Source organism: Siminovitchia sp. FSL H7-0308 (assembly GCF_037980985.1).
GTDB lineage: Bacteria > Bacillota > Bacilli > Bacillales > Bacillaceae_C > Siminovitchia > Siminovitchia thermophila.
Window position 1 is genome coordinate 361,685 of sequence record NZ_CP150282.1, and the last position, 18,406, is coordinate 380,090.

The 18,406-nt window shown below is 42.4% G+C and carries 18 protein-coding genes; 13 read left to right on the forward strand and 5 right to left on the reverse strand.

Translation table 11 applies throughout. The annotated features are described in order from the left end of the window. Positions 1-116 precede the first annotated feature (116 nt). From MHB50_RS01725 to MHB50_RS01750, 6 genes are all read left to right on the forward strand, one after another. Positions 117-1,454 (forward strand): ABC transporter substrate-binding protein, encoded by a 1,338-nt coding sequence (locus MHB50_RS01725; RefSeq protein WP_253191938.1) that lies wholly within the window; start codon positions 117-119, stop codon positions 1,452-1,454. A 17-nt stretch (positions 1,455-1,471) separates the two neighbouring features. Beyond that, on the forward strand, positions 1,472-2,365 hold the full coding sequence (locus MHB50_RS01730; RefSeq protein ID WP_077113796.1) for a sugar ABC transporter permease: 894 nt from the start codon (positions 1,472-1,474) through the stop codon (positions 2,363-2,365). Positions 2,366-2,377: 12 nt separating this feature from the next. Next, positions 2,378-3,163, forward strand: a complete 786-nt coding sequence (locus MHB50_RS01735; protein ID WP_077113756.1) for a carbohydrate ABC transporter permease — start codon at positions 2,378-2,380, stop codon at positions 3,161-3,163. A 195-nt stretch (positions 3,164-3,358) separates the two neighbouring features. Continuing rightward, the gene (locus MHB50_RS01740) at positions 3,359-3,820 is read left to right on the forward strand and encodes a hypothetical protein (protein WP_139345716.1); all 462 of its coding nucleotides are present in this window, start codon (positions 3,359-3,361) and stop codon (positions 3,818-3,820) included. 89 nt (positions 3,821-3,909) lie between these two features. Beyond that, the gene (gene ugpC / locus MHB50_RS01745; RefSeq protein WP_205178843.1) at positions 3,910-4,995 is read left to right on the forward strand and encodes a sn-glycerol-3-phosphate ABC transporter ATP-binding protein UgpC; all 1,086 of its coding nucleotides are present in this window, start codon (positions 3,910-3,912) and stop codon (positions 4,993-4,995) included. Positions 4,996-5,033: 38 nt separating this feature from the next. After that, a complete protein-coding gene (locus MHB50_RS01750) occupies positions 5,034-5,831 on the forward strand; it encodes an HAD-IIA family hydrolase (RefSeq protein ID WP_077113797.1) in 798 nt (265 codons plus the stop codon). A 455-nt stretch (positions 5,832-6,286) separates the two neighbouring features. Here MHB50_RS01750 and MHB50_RS01755 read toward each other — a convergent pair whose 3' ends face one another. From MHB50_RS01755 to MHB50_RS01765, 3 genes are all read right to left on the reverse strand, one after another. Continuing rightward, positions 6,287-6,658, reverse strand: a complete 372-nt coding sequence (locus MHB50_RS01755) for an SLAP domain-containing protein (RefSeq protein WP_077113759.1) — start codon at positions 6,656-6,658, stop codon at positions 6,287-6,289. A gap of 326 nt (positions 6,659-6,984) precedes the next feature. Then, positions 6,985-8,034 carry a TIM barrel protein gene (locus MHB50_RS01760; protein ID WP_340084764.1) on the reverse strand — a complete coding sequence of 350 codons (1,050 nt, stop codon included), beginning with the start codon at positions 8,032-8,034 and terminating at the stop codon, positions 6,985-6,987. Continuing rightward, positions 8,031-8,864 (reverse strand): PHP domain-containing protein, encoded by an 834-nt coding sequence (locus tag MHB50_RS01765; RefSeq protein ID WP_340084765.1) that lies wholly within the window; start codon positions 8,862-8,864, stop codon positions 8,031-8,033. The genes MHB50_RS01760 and MHB50_RS01765 overlap by 4 nt, the downstream gene beginning before the upstream one ends. A 472-nt stretch (positions 8,865-9,336) precedes the next feature. On the opposite strand from MHB50_RS01765, the gene thiD reads away from it, so the two are divergent. After that, a complete protein-coding gene (gene thiD / locus MHB50_RS01770; RefSeq protein ID WP_077113762.1) occupies positions 9,337-10,161 on the forward strand; it encodes a bifunctional hydroxymethylpyrimidine kinase/phosphomethylpyrimidine kinase in 825 nt (274 codons plus the stop codon). Between the two features lie 4 nt (positions 10,162-10,165). On the opposite strand, the gene MHB50_RS01775 is transcribed toward thiD, so the two are convergent. Continuing rightward, positions 10,166-10,501, reverse strand: coding sequence for a DoxX family protein (locus tag MHB50_RS01775; protein ID WP_339161456.1), 336 nt, complete (start codon positions 10,499-10,501; stop codon positions 10,166-10,168). A 169-nt stretch (positions 10,502-10,670) separates the two neighbouring features. On the opposite strand from MHB50_RS01775, the gene MHB50_RS01780 reads away from it, so the two are divergent. Together MHB50_RS01780 and MHB50_RS01785 are read left to right on the forward strand one after the other, a co-directional pair. After that, positions 10,671-11,411 (forward strand): hypothetical protein, encoded by a 741-nt coding sequence (locus tag MHB50_RS01780; protein ID WP_339161459.1) that lies wholly within the window; start codon positions 10,671-10,673, stop codon positions 11,409-11,411. A 518-nt stretch (positions 11,412-11,929) separates the two neighbouring features. Further along, positions 11,930-12,664: a hypothetical protein gene (locus tag MHB50_RS01785; RefSeq protein WP_339161461.1), complete on the forward strand. Its 735-nt coding sequence runs from the start codon at positions 11,930-11,932 to the stop codon at positions 12,662-12,664. Between the two features lie 443 nt (positions 12,665-13,107). Here MHB50_RS01785 and MHB50_RS01790 read toward each other — a convergent pair whose 3' ends face one another. After that, positions 13,108-13,722 (reverse strand): TetR/AcrR family transcriptional regulator, encoded by a 615-nt coding sequence (locus MHB50_RS01790; protein WP_340084766.1) that lies wholly within the window; start codon positions 13,720-13,722, stop codon positions 13,108-13,110. Between the two features lie 158 nt (positions 13,723-13,880). Here MHB50_RS01790 and kynU point away from each other — a divergent pair, with 158 nt between their 5' ends. The 4 genes from kynU (at position 13,881) to kynB (ending at position 18,253) form a co-directional block, all read left to right on the forward strand. Next, positions 13,881-15,164 carry a kynureninase gene (gene kynU / locus MHB50_RS01795; protein ID WP_340084767.1) on the forward strand — a complete coding sequence of 428 codons (1,284 nt, stop codon included), beginning with the start codon at positions 13,881-13,883 and terminating at the stop codon, positions 15,162-15,164. A gap of 99 nt (positions 15,165-15,263) precedes the next feature. After that, positions 15,264-16,118 (forward strand): tryptophan 2,3-dioxygenase, encoded by an 855-nt coding sequence (gene kynA / locus MHB50_RS01800; RefSeq protein ID WP_077113769.1) that lies wholly within the window; start codon positions 15,264-15,266, stop codon positions 16,116-16,118. Positions 16,119-16,265: 147 nt separating this feature from the next. Then, entirely contained in the window at positions 16,266-17,609 is a 1,344-nt protein-coding gene (locus tag MHB50_RS01805) for a sodium-dependent transporter (protein WP_340084768.1), read from the forward strand. Between the two features lie 14 nt (positions 17,610-17,623). Next, on the forward strand, positions 17,624-18,253 hold the full coding sequence (gene kynB / locus MHB50_RS01810; RefSeq protein WP_340084769.1) for an arylformamidase: 630 nt from the start codon (positions 17,624-17,626) through the stop codon (positions 18,251-18,253). Positions 18,254-18,406 lie beyond the last annotated feature (153 nt).

The window sequence follows — 18,406 nt, forward strand, 5'->3', positions numbered from 1 at the left end:
TGCGGTTCTTTTATGCTTTGAAAGGGGGCAATCATAAAACGGCTTACGGGAATGGAATTGAAGATAATGCGGTTTGGTATCATAACAAATTTAATAGAAAAGAGAGGTTTCATACAGTGAAGATACGTCTTTTCATGTTGGCATTATTGTTCTTTGTTTTTAGTATATTGAGTGCATGTAACAGCAATTCTTCCAAAAAGGATTCGGGAGATCAAGAATCAGCCGCTTCCAAAGAATCTTCCGGAGATACGATTGATTTAACCTGGTATTATCCCGTCAATGTCGGTGGTGAAATTACAAAGGTAATCGATGGTTATGCAGAGGAATTCAATAAAGAGGGAATTGAAGTAAATGGAAAAAAGGTAACCGTGAAGCCTGTTTATAGCGGCAACTATGATGAATCCATGACCAAAGTGCAAACGGCCGTTAAAAATGGCAAATCCCCAGACATGGCTGTTCTATTATCGGTGGATCTTTTTCAAATTAAGGATTCCATCATGCCGTTGGATGATTTGATCGCTGAAGATCCGGAAGCAAAAAAAATGATGGATGATTTCTTCCCGGGTTTTATGCTCAATTCACAAGCGGAAGGAAAAACGTGGTCTGTCCCATTTCAACGGAGTACAGTTTTGCTCTACTATAACAAAGATATGTTTAAAGAAGCCGGATTGGATCCGGAAGCTCCTCCAACTACATGGGATGAGGTCGTTGACTATGGGAAAAAGCTGACAAAAGATGGAAAGTGGGGTATTGAGCTGCCTGCGACAATAAGCGGATATTGGATTTATCAGGCGCTTGCTCTCCAAAACGGAGAAGAAAACTTGATGAGCGATGATGGAAAAGAAGTCTATTTCAATTCTGATGAAGCCAAAGAGGCGCTTCAATATTGGATTGACCTTTCCAAGAAGCATAAAGTGATGCCGAAAGGTGTTCTCGATTGGAATACGGTTCCGACTGATTTTATTGAAGGCAAGACAGCAATGATGCTTTCGACAACCGGTAATTTAACCAATGTTAAGAACAATGCTGATTTTGAGTTTGGTGTTGCCTTTTTGCCGGCAAAAGAGCGAATGGCTACCCCAACAGGAGGCGGAAACTTCTACATTTTTAAAGATATTTCAGAGGACAGACAAAAAGCATCCATGGAGTTTATTAAATGGATTGCCGACCCTAAACGCGCGGCTCAATGGAGCATCGATACGGGATATATTGCAACGCGTCAATCAAGCTACGAAACTCCTGAATTAAAAGCTTATACGGATTCTTTCCCGCAAGCTTTGACGGCGATGAAACAGTTGGAAAATGCGCATAAAGAAATATCAGTGTATGAGCAAGGAAAAATTATTAAAATCCTGTCGGATGCCATCCAAGCGGCGATTAATGGTGAAGATGTGGACAAAACATTGGATCAAGCCCAGGAACAGGCCGATGCTTTATTAAAACAATATAAGTAATTCATTTTTTGTTTGAGGTGAAGGAATTGGGGAGAAGCAAACTGGTCAAAGAAAATACTGCAGCTTGGATTTTTCTCCTTCCGTCCTTCATCTTTCTCATCATATTTACGTTATATCCAATCATAAAAACGGTATATTTGAGCTTTTTTCAATCAGATTTATCAACAAATGAGCCCGTTTATATCGGTTTGGATAACTTTAAGGTGATGCTGGAAGATGAGGTTTTCCGGAAGGCGTTTATCAATAATGTTTGGTTTGCGATTGGAACCGTACCAACAAGTGTTTTATTGGGACTGCTGCTTGCCATTTTAGTCAACAGGTCGATGAAGGGGAGTGGATTGGCAAGAACCTTTTTCTTTTACCCCGTTGTCATCCCAATGGTAACCGCGGCGTTTATATGGCTGTTCTTTTATACACCGGAATATGGGATGATCAACAGTTTGTTAAAAGTATTCGGTGCGGGGGAATTGAATTTGCTGGGAAATACAGAAACCGCGCTAATGGCCATTATGGTGATGGTCATCTGGAAGGAAGCCGGATTTTTTATGGTTTTTTATTTGGCAGCCTTGCAAAACATTCCCAAGGAATTAATGGAAGCATCTTATATTGACGGCGCATCGAAGTGGACTCAATTTCGAAGGATTGTCTTTCCCCTTCTTATGCCGACAACCTTATTTTCTTCTGTGATTGCAACGACTAATGCCTTTAAAACCGTGGATCAACTTGTTGTCATGACTCAAGGTGGACCAAATAATGCCAGTAATCTATTGCTTTACTATATTTATGAAAGCACATTTCGGTTTATGGATTACGGAAAGGCATCGACTGTCACAGTTGTTGTTTTAATATTGATGTTGATCATTGCGGCCGTTCAGTTCTTTGGAACAGATCGGAAAATTCATTACAGTTAAGGTGGTATTCCATTGAATCGGCTTATTAGTATTTCAACGCATGTTTTAGCTTTTCTTTGGGCGCTTCCACTTTTTGGAATCATTTATATGGCTTTTAAAGACACGAAGGCAGAAGGATATTCCTTTACCCTTCAGCACTTTGTCGAAGCTTGGCATTCAGCTCCTTTTGCCCAATATTATATCAATACGCTGATCATTGTTACCGTCATTTTAGCGGTGCAACTCATTACGATCACGCTCGCAGCCTATGCTTTTGCACGGATGAACTTTATCGGTAAAAGTGTGATTTTTCTTCTTTATCTCGTCCAAATTATGATTCCGGTAGAATTATTGATTTTCCCCAATTCGGGGACAATCGCCCAGTTGGGAATCTATGATACGAAATGGGCGATTATGTTGCCATATTTTACTTCCGCTTTCGGTGTGTTTTTACTAAGGCAAACGTTTAAAGGCATACCATATGAACTGGAAGAAGCGGCCAAAATGGAAGGGTGCAATCGGCTGCAAACGATTTGGCATGTGTATGTTCCGCTGGCGAAGCCAACTTATGTTGCCTTTGGTTTAATTTCTATTTGTTCACAATGGAGCAATTTTTTGTGGCCTTTGATCATTACTGATTCAGATTCCAATCGCCCATTGACCGTGGGGCTTTCCATGTTTGCCAAAGCCTCCGATTCCGGAGCTCAATGGGGGGTTGTTGGAGCGGCAACGTTATTTGTTGCATTTCCTCTATTGCTGGCTTTCTTTATTTTTCAAAAGCAATTTATTTCCAGCTTTATGCATTCGGGAATTAAATAGCGGGGTAACGGGAATGGGTGTTCAATTTCAACCTATACAATATTTTCATATCCAATGATGTTGATGAAGCGAGGGCTATTTTGATCGGCAAGAGTTGGAAGTCGATTGAAATCATGTAGAAGGCAGTCGGTACGGACGAAGTTTATTTATTGGAAGTGAGCCGAGCGCAATGGGGAAAATGCGGATAGCTTGGCAATGGCGGTGAAGTTTCGTTTATACTCCGTTTGCCGATCGGCCGCTTTAATCCTGCTTTACCCGATCATTTGGAAAAAATGTTTGCCTATTATGGACATATGGAATGTTGATGATGTTGTTCTGAAAATCCGGGTAGCAATTCTGGCACAAGAAGATGGGATAGAATCAGCGGCTCGTTTTCCCCTGAACATGTTGGGTGATTTACCCGATGAAACCAAACTTGCCATTGAAAATGCTCCAATCGGAAAATGTCATCGGAGCAACTATGGAGGAAGTGTTTTTCATCGTTTGAAAAATAGCAACCGCCGTGCCGGGATCATGTTGGAAACAGGTCATTGTTATGTATTGGAGAATGGTGTATTCGGCTTGCATATCAATGACTACCATGGCCATAGTATGAACATTTGCAAATTGGTAGGGAATCGCTCTTTTCTCATTTCAGGGAAGCACCTTCTGAATTGATCCTGAAAACAAATACGATGAAAAGGACAGAATGTTCAAAGAAACAAATTATGACATTACTTCAACGTTAATGGCTGGAGGATGAGAAGATGCCAAACATTCAACTAGATCATATATACAAAAAATATCCCAAAAGCGGGGAATATTCCGTCAAGGATTTTCATTTGGAAATTGAAGATAAAGAATTTATCGTGCTTGTCGGACCTTCCGGGTGCGGGAAATCAACTACATTAAGAATGATTGCCGGATTGGAAGATATTTCCGGAGGGGATTTATTCATTTCCGGGAAAAGGGTAAACGATTTGCCGCCCAAAGACCGAGACATTGCCATGGTGTTTCAAAACTACGCGTTGTATCCTCATATGACAGTGTTTGAGAATATGGCGTTTGGCTTGAAGATTCAAAAGGAGCCCAAGGATCAAATTGCAAAAAAGGTCCATGAGGCAGCTGAGATTCTCGGCTTAACCCATTTGTTAAAAAGAAAACCAAAAGAGCTTTCCGGCGGCCAAAGGCAAAGGGTAGCATTGGGACGGGCCATTGTACGGAATGCCGGAATTTTTCTTATGGATGAACCACTGTCGAACCTGGATGCGAAATTACGGGTGCAAATGAGGGCGGAAATTAGTAAATTACACCGTCAACTTGGGACTACAACGATTTATGTCACTCATGACCAGACAGAAGCCATGACGATGGCAACGAGAATTGTCATCATGAAAGATGGATTGATTCAGCAAATCGGCTCCCCGGCAGAAGTATATAAACGGCCGGCAAATATATTTGTCGCTAGTTTTATTGGCTCGCCTGGTATGAATTTCTTGAAAGGCGACATTCGGGAAGATGGCTTCTTTATAGGTTCTGGCGATATCCGTTATCCTTTTTCGGCCAGCCAAAAGGCTCTTATTGAAAAAAATGGGCGCAAGCCGGTCATGATGGGAGTCAGGCCGGAAAATATTATCATACATGATGAAAAAACCCCTTTTAAAGCAATCGTGGATTTAGTAGAGGTAAATGGGGCTGAAATGCTTGTTCACACTCGGTTTGCCGATCATTCCATTATCATTAAGTCCCAAACAAATGAAGCTATAAAGACTGGGGATACGATTTTTCTTGCAATTGAGGAGGATTCGATTCACTTATTTGATCAAGAGTCGGAGGAACGGCTTACAGATTGATGTTGCTTGAACTTCTACTGAAAAAGGCGGAGAGTCCAATGGTAAATATAGATCATTATGATGCATTTTGTTTTGATTTAGATGGTACGATTTTTTTGGGCGATGAAATTTTACCAGGAGCAAAAGACAGTGTTGACTTTATTAGGGCACAAGGTAAGAAGGTGCTGTTTATTACAAACTCCCCCACTTTAACACGCAAAGGATGTCAGGAAAAGTTGGAACGGCTAGGGGTGGCTTCGTCTATTGAAGAAGTGTTTACAGCATCTTATATTGCGGCATTGTATTTTACCAAATATTTCCCGGAATCCTCGGTTTATGTCGTTGGTGAGAAAGCAATCAAGGAAGAGTTCAAGCAATTTTCATTACAATTGACTGAAGCTCCTTTAGAAGCAACACATGTAATTGTCGGTCTCGACCGCTCCTTTAATTATGAAAAGCTGAACGCGGCCATGACGGCGGTACGCAACGGGGCGAAGTTAATTGTAACGAATCCCGATCCATTTTGTCCGGTTCCAGGAGGATTTATTTCAGATACATTGGCCATTGCCCGGGCAATTGAAACGGCGTCTGGGCATGATATTTTTAAAGTAATCGGAAAGCCCTCTACTTTTTATGGCGATATGATCCTTACGCAACTGAATGTTTCAAGGGAACGCTGTTTAATTATAGGAGATCGCCTTGAAACAGATATCATGCTGGGAAAATTAAATGCTTTTCGCACTTGTCTCGTATTGACAGGAGTAGCCAGCCATGAAGATATTGAAAAATTGAACATATTTCCCGACTATATCATTCAGGGTTTACAATCAATGTTTGCACACCTTTTAAAGTCATAGATATAGTCGACGACTGTCTCGCTCCCAAAGCTTTGCTTTTTGAAAGACAGAACTTGGTATTTATCATTAAGAAAGATGAAGTTTCAATCAGGCCCACAAAAATGTCAATCATAAAGATGGTGTCACAAGATACGGTGTTTTCCCTACTGAAAAGAAGCGGAAAAAGGTAAAGGTCGAAAGTGTCCTACTGGCCACCTTAAACAACATCGCCCTCAAAGCTCGCGCATTTTTAGGGACGATGACAAAGCCGGAAAAACTTTTCTTGTCCTGTCGCTGCGCTTTCACGAGACATTGCGAAAAACCATAAAAGATGGCGATGTGTCACTGCCGAATTTTTTGTCCTGTTGATCTAAGTCAATCGAGTTTTTACTGGCGGTTGTTTTGGGGATTCTTACTGCCCGTGAAGTGCTTTGCGAAAGAGGAAAGTGAAAAGAGTGGGCCTGCCACTCTTTTATTTACATATCAATATGAACATGCCAATTTTGAGGATCCGAATGGGATTGACATACCAATTCTGGTGAAAAAACAAACGACCACGGATATACAGATGCACTGTTTATACGAAGATTGGGTGAAAAGATTCCTTTTGCAATGACTGTATGCTTTTCCAAGATTTCAACTTTGATTTTTTGAATATCCAAGCTTTGAGACATTTCGTTCCGTAAAAAAACAGTGGCGACAAGTCCCCCGTTTTTTTTATACTTTCCCCTAAATAAAACAGCGCTATATTGGGAAGATGAGGGTGGAAGCTGTTCCGCTGCCTGAAGGAGCTCATTTTTTTGTTTTGGAGTTAATTTGCTTGCCCAAACAGGATGAAATTGTATCATCTGTATCCTCCTTCCTTTCGTTAGAATCCCTCCTCTTCTTATGTTAAATGAATGGACGAGACATGTCACCCTCCCTGTCATATTTCCCGAGAAATAACCAGCATTTTTGTTTTTGCGACAGACTGATTTCCCAATTTGTCAAATGAGTTGGATCTTACAAACATCTATAATCTTATAAGGATATGGACGGAAAGTAATAGCTTTCCCAGCTAGGTAACCCCATTTGAAAAAGATGGGGTGCTTCAAAAATGATAGAGAAGCCTTTTTTGTTATACTGAGGAAATAAGGAAATAATTACCTTTTAAGGCATTTGCCATGAAATGCGATCAGAGGAGAGAAACATGGATGAACGAAAAAACGTCAGCAACAGAATGCCCAAAATGCGGCGGGAAGGCTTTGGGAAAGGGCAAGCACATTGAATACGGCAGGATGAATGCGATCAATAATATAAACCTGGGATCCAATGTGGAATGGCTTACAGCACTGCTTTCTTGATCCGGACAGACAACATGAACTTCCCCAAAATGCAGAAGAACTTCTACGAGAGCTTCCAGACCCGGCGCAAAACTGCCGTCATCGTTTGTTACTAAAAACTTCAACTTGATCTCCTCCATTGCTTGGCGGCATGTCTCCAAATAAGATAAGTGTTTCTGGAGCATCCAAGCATTTTCACTCGTGTCAAATCCATCCAAAACCGTTATATAGTCTTTGTTCATGATTCGTTCCAGGAATTGTTTTTGTTTTATTTTACCGTCTCCAAGAGGAGCATGAGGTTGTTCCAAGGTTGAGTCACGCAAATACATTTTATTCACACGTTGCAAATCATTCAATACGTTATCGAGCGAGATATGCGTTATATGGAATGTCGTCTGAATCGCTTCGGATCGATGAGTGATAAATCTGTTTAAGGCAGCGGCCGTCGTGATCAATTCTTTATCGACTTCTTCCATTAATTCAACTGATAAAGTAATCCCATAATGATTTGCTATTTCTTCTAATTGATCGAGGCTCTGGTTTAATATTTTTTCATGCCACAAAGTCCATTCGGCGGATAACGTCCTTTTTCCGGGATGGACGGTTACATTCTTTGCTTGAATGGCATCCGCAAAAATAATGGAGCGAAAAATTTCCTCCAACGATTTTCTTCGTATCCTTTCATTTAATGAACAAATATTTGTATCCCAACTAGCCGCATGGACCGTTACATCCAATCCATATTGTTTAAGCACCTGGACAATCTCCCGTGTATTCATATGGCAAAACCAAGCCTGCTCTGCCCATAATTCGATTCCATCCAGATGAAACTCATGTGCCAGTTGTGCCATTTCGCGGATTCCTTTTCCCCACATTAATGTCGATGAGGCGTATAACTTCAATATACTCCCTCCTCAATAGAAAGCTCTTTCAACCAGGCCAACACCTCATTTTCGTTAAAATGAACCGATCCAATAGGGTAAGGGCTTCTTGATGTGGGTCCGTGAAAGTTGCTTCCGACACTTTTTAACAGGTTAAATGTATCAGCCATATGATTCCAATATAATGTGGTCATTTGTTTATGTCTGGAATAGTAAACTTCAATTCCGTCCAGTCCCCGGTCTACCAATTTTTTTAAGGACCATTCCCAACTATATTCTCCCGGATGGGCCACAAATGCCTTTCCGCCGGCGTGGTGAATGAGCTCGATAGCTTCTGTCGCCGACAGTCCTTCGCGATCAACAAAGGCTGGCGCGCCTTTCATGAGCAACGCTTGAAAAGCGTGCTCTCGATCAGAAAAGTAGCCTTGATCAACAAGTTCATCTGCAATATGTGTTCTGACAATGACTTTTTCATTTGCGCGTTTCCAACAAGCGTCCCAGTCGATCAAATAACCGAGCTGCTGCAACTTTGCGACAATTTTTTTGCTCCAAAAAACCCGCTCTTGTTGCCGCCAATGAATATATTCGCATAATCTTTTATTCTCAACATCAAACCCATAGCCTAAAATATGAAGTTCTCCTTCTTCGCCGTCGGTGTTTAATTCGATTCCTGAAATGATAGTTATCCCTTTCTTGGCAGCGCTTTCCCGAATTTCTTTTGAACCTGCCATTTCATCATGATCTGTAATCGCCATGATGGAGACGCCGCGGAAACTGGCTTCTTCTACTAGTTTGAAAGGCGTCCACTGACCATCTGAATACGTACTATGGATATGTAAATCGACCTTCATGATCACCCTCCATTTCCACAAAAATCCTCATCTATAACAATAGCGGAGGAATATCAATCACTTATTAGGTTTCATTAAGTTAGTCGTAAAGTTATTGTAAAGTAGATCGCCTGTGTCGTATTCGGCTGTTTTTTTGAAAAAAGTGGATCCATACAAGCATATAGAGACATGAAGTCGGGGGACTTTTCAAGTGGTATTTACCCAATGTAAAAATTTTAACACTCAGTTTACATTTGGCGGGCAATGGCGGTTGTAAAACCAAGTTTTCAACTCGGAAAGGATCGGACAGGCATTTTTTAAACGTAAGTAAAAGAAATATCAAGCGATTCTTGGTACAATGATATCGGACAATTTTCTTGTATTATTCTAGGTTATGGCAAAAGCTGGCTGCAAAGTGTTGCCAGGGTAGTTATACGCCATACAGGTTTTTTATTCGGGAATCTGAAAAAAGCAAATGAAAGGAATTGGTAAGATGAGTATACATAGAGCATTATCCATTGCGGGTTCTGCCGCGAGAGGAGGAGCGGGGATCCAAGCGGATTTGAAAACATTTCAGGAACTGGATGTATTTGGAATGAGCGCCATTACGGCCATTGTGGCTAATCACCCAAGGACAGACCAGGGGATTTTTCCTCTGCCGGTGGATGCGATAGAAGCACAAGTTTACACTGCCCTTCGGGACATTGGAGCGGATGCCATTAAAGTGGGAATGCTGTTTACGGAAGAAAATATTGGCAGCGTGGCAAGCTGGATTGAAGAGTCCGGTGTGTCTAGTGTTGTGGTAGATCCCGTCATGATTGGGAAGATGGGCTCGCCTTTATTGAAAGACGAAGCGATCATCGCGCTGAAAGAGAAACTACTGCCGCTCGCTACGGTTATCACACCCAATATGCCGGAAGCTGCTCGGTTGCTTGAGACAGACGAGCTGAAAACGGTCGAAGATTTGAAAGAATCCGCGAAAGCCTTGGCCGACCTGGGTCCGAAATATGTTCTTGTCAAGGGAGGGCGCTTAGAAGGACCTGCCACCGATGTGTTATATGATGGGGAAAAGTTTTATGTACTGGATGCTCCGCGAATTGACACGATTCATACGAATGGGGCGGGTTGCAGTTATTCTGCGGCCATTGCGGCAGAATTGGCAAAAGGCAAAGCAGTTCCCGAAGCGGTGGAGGAAGCAAAGAAATTTATCACTGCGGCCATCCGCCATTCGATTCAATTCAAGCGGGGCGTTGGCCCGACTTATCATGCCGCTTATCATAAATACGGAGAAGAAGGCGTAAAAGTAACAGTCGAATAAACATTTACTCAAAGTACAAATAAGCTAACAGTACAAGCATAACGATATCTAGTCTTGCATTAAAAGCAAACTGCATAAAACTATCATTCAACACGGGAAATTTTGTTAAAATAATCGCGCCGATCATAATGCCAATTAATGGGAACGTGGCCTGTTGCACCCATTTTTTTAAGATGATAAGTAAGCCGCAAATGATTTCAATAACGGCTATAGCAGTCATGAATTGCAGCGGAAAAGGCAAATTCAAGCTAATAAATGTTTCACCCAATTCAGGATTGACAAATTTCATGATTCCGGAAGTCATAAACACATAGCCGACGAGATATCGGACGATTGTCAAAGTACATCCCCCCAAATAAGAGCTTGTCTTTGTATATAGATATGAACATAATGAACGTAAATGCGTTATTTTTTAAAAATAAATGCCCGCAAACCGTGTACTGTTCCAATGTCTCCCTTGTCAGCCATATTGCATAGACTAATATATGGGGCCGCAAGGGGGTGGAAAGATGGCAATATACTTCAATGATGAGGAACATCCTTATATTTTTAAAACGGAAGAGGAAATCGACGGGCAGAACCAATCGATTGCCAAATATGATTATTGGTCCGATCTCATTGAAGAGCAAAAGCGAGTACAGTCCAAGATTGATCAGTCCTTAAAGGGCTTAAATCATAAAATAGAACAGCAAGAACATGCCCAGCAACAGCGTTGGCGAAAGATATACTATAAATTTAATGAACAGCGTAAAATCAACGGAAAACGCAAGGAATTCGAGGATTATGTAAAGAACTGGCTGGAGAATATTGAGAGCCAGAACGAGCATCTTCAGATATTGCTGAATGAGGACAGCCAATTAAAACAGGACATCCTGGAAAAATTGCACAATCTTAAGCAAACGCAACAAGATATTGAAAACCGTCTGGAAAAGCAGGAAGCGACAATCGAAGATTTTCTGGCCGATTTGCGCGAGCACCATGAGTTCCAAAAGGACATGGGGATTCAGATATCCAAGCAAGAAGAAAGGCACCAAGAACTCCTTGACAGGCTCGATAATCAGGAGGCGTTAACGGAAAAAGTGTTACGGCAAGTTACAAATCTTCGCTCCATTATATTTGAAAGGGCGGGCCACTTGGCAGAAAAAATCGAAAATGGCTACCAGCTTACCTCTTCATATATTTATAAATTATTGACCGGCCAGGTTTTCCTGTTAGAGCAGAAGGAGAAGCAGAAAAAAGGTACGGATTAGACCAGTCCCGAATGCGAGCCATATGGCTTGCGTTCGGGAATTTTTTGTCCGAAAGAAACTTGAAATATAGTCCAAGTACTTGGAACACGAAGCAATACTTCCCAAATGATCAAACGAAACTCCGGTTATCGGCAAATACTTCAAGGATTGAAGGCCACTCTGGTTGTAGGTACATGTTCTCAAGGATTGAACTCCACTCCGTTTGTTGGAAAATACTCGCCAAAAGGTTGAAGGCCACTTGGTTTATCGGCTAATACACTTCGGATGATCGAAGGCCACTCCAGTTATCGGTACAACACGATCTAAAAGATTGAACTCCACTCGGTTTGTTGGAAAATACTCGCCAAAAGATTGAACGCCACTCCGATTATCGATACATACTCTCAAAAGATTGACTAACCTCGGTTATTGGTAAATGCTCCTTCTCCGATTTTCCGTGAGAACTACCAATATGCACATGATCTGTGAATGACAGGGAATGCTATGTATGAGTATTTTTTGTCAAGGAGGAATGTTTCATGAAAAAGATGTGTGCCGGAATGCTGTTGCTGTTAACTTTGGTAGTTGGTTTCGCCGGAACAGCGATGGCGGGCGATGTTGAATTAGGCAAGGAATTGGGGAAGCGCAATTTTACGGCGGAGCAAGTAAATAAAAGTGATCCGGAGTTAACGAAAAAATACGCCGAGATGTTGGGCATCGACACGGAAGGGAAAGATACGGAAACCTTACATAAGGAAATAAAAGAAAAGTATTTGCAAAAGCAAGCAGAGGAATTTGGTATCAGCACTGAAGGGAAAACAACGGAACAATTAGAAAAGGAAATCCAGATGGTTTGGATGAAAAATATCGCGAAGCAATATGGCATTCAAACAGAAGGCAAGGATTTGAACACATTAAAGAAAGAGGTCAAAAAGGCGAGGCTCAGTGAGCAAGCACATGAACTCGGCATTTCAACAGAAGGAAAGTCGTTAAAGGAGTTAAGGAAAGAAGTTTGGGAAGCACAAGTTCTGAAGCATGCAGAAGAGTTGGGAATCTCCACGGAAGGAAAGGATCTTCGCGAACTGGCCAAAGAAGTGAGACATACGATGATTCACCGGGCCGCTGAAAAGCTGGGAGTGAATACAGACGGAAAGTCTGACGAAGAAATTTTCCATGAGATTATGATTAACCACGGTGAAAAAGCAAGGGAAATGAAATTGTTTCCTTTTAAGGAAGAGAAAATTATTTTCATGGAAGGACATCCGGGAATGTAAAGAAAAACGCGCCCACCTAAATGGAAAAGTGAGGCGATCTCTACACGTTAAAGCTTTATATGAAGCAGTCTGTTGGCTGGAATGAAGACGGTACAGAGCCGGACTCATGCCAGCCAATTTCTGTTCGGTGGGTTAGTATTGTAGTACTGGATGTATGTCTCAATTTTTTTAAACTCTTCGTATGTAGCAGGTTGCTTCCCCGTCATACATCATATATGCGCTTCTTTTATGCCATTAAAGCGCCCGTTTATTGAACGTTTATGACATATCATATAGTGAGTAAGGAAGATTTCTTTTCAATGACAGCTTTTATCGTTGAAACACTTTGTTCGATTGATCATAAATATCTCCTCTTCCATCCGGGACGTTATCCCAAGGTTTTTTAGTTGTCTCAAAAAAACATTAGAAGAGTGATCGAACGAATTTTCTTAAGTGATACCGGCTTACTGATAAAGCCCTCCAGTGTACAGTTTCACAAGGTTTACCGCCACTTTTTCAAAGTCCTCGTCTACTTCTTCCAACACGAGATCCCACATGAGCTGTTCGTTCATGTAAAACCAACCTTTGGCGATAAGGGATGCATCCAAGTCCGGACGCGCAAGACCTGTTTTTTGAACGAAGTCGATATCGGTGGTAATGCCGTTAATAAAGCGGGTGCGAATGTTATTCCATTTTTCACTGACAATTTCTGAAGCGCCGATGGCTTCCTTTACAATTTGCATGATCGCTTTTTCTTCCAATGCGGCTTTTAAAAATAGCTGTGTTTGTTTTTGTATCTGGGAAAAGGCTTCTTCTTTTGTTTTAGGTCGGAACGGAAGATCCGCCACCTCATACATCTTTTGCATGATCGTTTCCATTAACTCCACAAACAATTCATCTTTGTTCCGGAAATACACATACGCGGTGCCGTATCCTGTATGGGCCATTTTATTAATTTGGGTCATTGTTGCTTTTTGAAATCCATTTTCGAGAAAAACGGCGCGGCCGGCCTTCAGCAGATTTTCTCTCGTTTGAAGGGCTTTCATTTGCCGTTTCGTTAATTGTTCTGTTCCTTCCATTTTGTTCGTCCTCTCAGAATGAAAGATGTCTATGTATATATTAGCTTGTATGTATGTAACAGGCAAATATTTCATTGACATTATGTCATTGACTTGATGTCATCGTCTGGGTTATATTATGATTATAGTCAACTATCGGTTATGAAGGAGAATTTTATATGAATGAAAACGCTTATTTAACACAAGAATATGCACGTCAGCTGGATGAAGAGGACGAACTGAAGCAGTATCGGGAAGAATTTTATATTCAACCCGGAATCATTTATATGGATGGAAATTCGCTCGGTCTGCTGTCGAAGCGGGCAGAAGACTCTCTTTGGCGGATGCTGGATTCCTGGAAGACATATGGTATAGATGGCTGGACGAAGGGAGAACATCCGTGGTTTTATTTTTCCGAGAAACTGGGCGAGATGACTGCTCCTCTTATTGGCGCCAAGCCCGAAGAAGTCATTGTCACCGGATCGACGACCGTGAACTTGCACCAAATCGTCTCAACTTTTTTCAAACCTAAAGGAAATAGAACAAAAATTCTTGCCGATGAGTTGAATTTTCCGACAGACATTTACGCATTGAAAAGCCAACTGGGTATACATGGTCTTGATCCGGAAGAGCATTTGATTCAAGTAAAAAGCGCTGACGGCCAGACGCTTTGCGAAGAGGATATTATCAATGCAATGACGGACGACGTGGCATTGATTGTCCTTGCCGGAGTACTCTATCGCAGCGGGCAAATCTTGGATATGGAACGCTTGACGAAAGAAGCGCATAAACGGGGGATTTTGATTGCCTTTGACTTGTGCCATTCAATCGGCGCTATTCCCCATCAATTAAGTGAGTGGGGTGTCGATTTTGCCTTTTGGTGTTCATACAAACATTTAAATGGCGGTCCCGGCGCGGTGGCTGGCCTGTATGTCAATGAAGCGCATTTTGGAGCGAACCCCGGACTTGCGGGCTGGTTTGGATCGCATAAAGAAAAGCAATTTGATATGGAACATACACTGACACCAGCGCCTGATGCGGGAGCATTTCAAATGGGAACGCCGCACCTTCTGAGCGCGGCGCCATTATACGGTTCTTTAACGATGTTCAACGAAGTGGGCATCGAAAAAATTCGCAAAAAATCGCTGGACATGACAGAATATATGATGAAGTTAATTGACGCAGAATTAAAGGATTTCGAATTTGTCATAGCCAATCCGCGTGACGAGGATAAAAGAGGCGGACATATTTATCTTGAACATGATGAAGCGGCGAGAATTTGCAAGGCGTTAAAAGAAAATGGCATTATTCCGGATTTCCGGACGCCGAAAGGAATACGCTTGGCTCCGGTTGCCCTCTACAACACGTATGAAGAAGTATGGAGAACGGTTCAAGCATTGAAGAAGATTATGGCCGAAGAACAATACAAGCAGTTTGAAAATAAAAGAGACGTAGTCGCATAGTGTATGTTGGAACGGGACGCGGTCGGCACTGCCCGTTCCATTTCATCTAAAGTGGAGGCGATTTCACTAACTTTGTGAATGTTAAAAGGGGGAGACAACATGGCAAAATCCATTTCGGAACTTCATCAAAAACTTGAAAGTGAAAAGGGTATTTATACGGATTTTAAAAAAGACATGACATATGGGGAGTATTTGGGGCTAGAGAAAATTTTATCGAGTCAGAAAAGGCTGTCCGATCACCATGATGAAATGTTGTTTATCATTATTCACCAAGTGAGTGAGCTGTGGATGAAGCTCATATTGCATGAAATGACAGCAGCCATCCAGGCAATTGAAAAAGGGGAATTGCATGCCGCTTTCAAAATGCTGTCACGAGTATCAAAAACACAAACACAAATTATTCAAGCTTGGGATGTTTTATCGACACTTACACCCGCGGAATACTTGGAGTTTCGCGATTCCCTTGGTCGGGCCTCGGGTTTTCAATCGTACCAATACAGATTGATCGAGTTTGCCCTCGGCTACAAATCAACCCATATTTTAACAATATACGAGAAAGATCCAAAAGTGCATGAAATGCTTCAGCAGGCCCATCAAGCTCCAAGCATTTACGATGTGTCCATTCAAGCATTGGCTCGCGCAGGATTTCCGATCAATCCGGAATTGTTGAATCGCGACTTTTCCAAAACGTACGGAGGAGATCCGACGGTTGCGGCTGCCTGGAAGGAAGTGTACCGTAATGTGGATCAATATTGGGATTTGTACGAGCTGGCAGAAAAGCTCGTCGATATTGAGGATTGGCTCCAGCAATGGCGCTTCCGCCATATGAAAACTGTCGAGCGTATTATCGGCTTTAAAACAGGGACAGGTGGTTCTTCCGGAGTTAATTATTTGAAACAAGTATTAGATCACCGTTTCTTCCCTGAATTGTGGGATTTGAGAACAGAGCTGTAAAATAGAAAGATGAAGCACCCGGGAACTTTTAAAATTTCGCGGAAGGGAAGGTGGGGAGCGCACCTTCAGCATACGTCAACGCCGGTAAGCTGCCGGCGGTGTTTTATATAAATTGAAAGACTATTTGGACAAACAGGGGGAAATGGTATGGAAGAAAGAAAGGAACAATGGTCATCCAAGCTTGGCTTTATTTTGGCTTCCGCCGGGGCGGCGATCGGCTTGGGGGCCATTTGGAAGTTCCCATATGTAACTGGAATGAGCGGCGGCGGAGCTTTTTTTCTCATTTTTGTCGTATTCACTTTGTTAATCGGACTGCCAATGCTCATTTCGGAGTTTATTATCGGGAGAGGGAGTGGCAGGGAGGCGCTTAGCGCATACAAAAAGTTGGCTCCCGATAGTTTCTGGGTGTGGGTCGGCAGGCTCGGCTTACTTGGTTGTTTTTTGCTTCTTTCCTTTTATAGTGTTGTCGGGGGCTGGGTGCTTATTTATAGCGGTTTGTCGCTCCCCGGGAAAATTATTGGCGACGGCGCCAATTATCCGGACTTGTTTGGAGCAGTGACCGGTTCTCCGTGGATCACGCTACTGGGACTGCTTTTGTTTACGCTCGCCAACGTGCTTGTCATTGCCTCGGGAGTTCAAAATGGTATCGAAAAAGCGAATAAATATATGATGCCGCTTTTGTTTCTCTTTTTTATCATTCTTGTCATTCGCTCCTTGACGCTTGATGGCGCGATAGAGGGTGTCAAATTTTTCTTGGCTCCCGACTTCTCTAATATAACGGGCAAATCATTGTTGTATGCGTTAGGACAGTCGTTTTTTTCGCTTGCTGTCGGCTTTTCGTGCATGGTCACGTACAGTTCATATTTGAAAAAAGATGTCAGTCTGACTTCCTCTGCCGGATCGGTTGTGGGAATGAATATATTTGTTTCATTATTGGCGGGATTAGCGATTTTTCCGGTTGTATTCGCTTTCGGATATGAGCCGGCGGAAGGTCCGGGACTACTATTTATTGTGTTGCCGTCTGTTTTTTCGCAGTTGCCTTTCGGTGAAGTGTTCTTAAGCATGTTTTTGCTCTTGTTTTTATTTGCCACATTGACGTCATCATTCAGTTTATACGAAATCATAGTTGCAGCTTTTACGGCAAATGGAAAGCGGTCAAGGAAACAAGTCACCTGGCTTGCGGGAGTTGTGATTTTTATTGCGGCGATCCCGGCTGCATTGTCTTCAAGCAGTCTTGCCGACTTTACAATTTTTGGCAAAAGTGTTTTTGATGCGACCGATTATTTGGTGAGTAATCTCATGCTTCCATTTGGCAGTTTGTTGATTGCGCTGTTCATTATCCATCGCATGGATAAGGTCCTCGTTAAGGAAGAATTTTTGTTGAATGGCACCATCGCTCCAGGTTTCTATTCCGGATGGCGCCTGCTGATGACTTGGGTTGTCCCCGCTACGATTGTGGTGGTATTCTTAAATACGTTGGGACTCATTTAAATGGAGTGATATAGATGGAGAAAAAGAAATGGATTGATATTTCACAGCCGCTGACAAATGAAATGGCTGTTTGGCCGGGGGATACGCCGTTTTCTTTTCAACTCAGCTTTACGAAAGAGCAAACGGGCTCGGTCAATATCGGCCAAATCACGACAAGTGTTCATTCCGGAACGCATATTGATGCGCCATTTCATTTTGATCATGAGGGGAAAAGGGTACATGAACTGGATCTTGACCTCTATATTGGGCCGGCCCGGGTCATTGATGTCACGGGATATGAGAGCGTGGGTCGCGCTGAGCTTGAGTCGTTAGGGATTGAAGGAGTACAGCGGCTTCTTTTACGGACCATGACGGACAGGGATCTGACGGTTTTTCCGGAAAAATATACCGTTTTGCGTGAAGATGTTGGGCCTTTTTTAAAGGAAAAAGGGGTGCGTTTGCTTGGAATCGATACGCCATCCGTTGACCCCGTTGACAGCAAAAAAATGCTGGCACATCACTCTCTCCATGAAAACGACGTGTTTATTTTAGAGAACATTGTATTGGAAAAGGTAGAACCTGGTAACTATGAATTAATTGCCCTCCCCCTTGCGATTGAAGGAGCGGACGGAAGCCCGGTTCGCGCAGTGATAAGGCCTATTTAGCCAACAAGAATGGACTCTGCGGGGGAGTCCATTTTCTTTTGGCGGCTCCGAATGGCTCCCAGCCAACAGATAGCGATTCCTGTTCTCCCTACTAGAAACAGGACGGATGCCTATTTCCTGGGCTATATCAAAGAAAGTATCCATTTTCAGGAA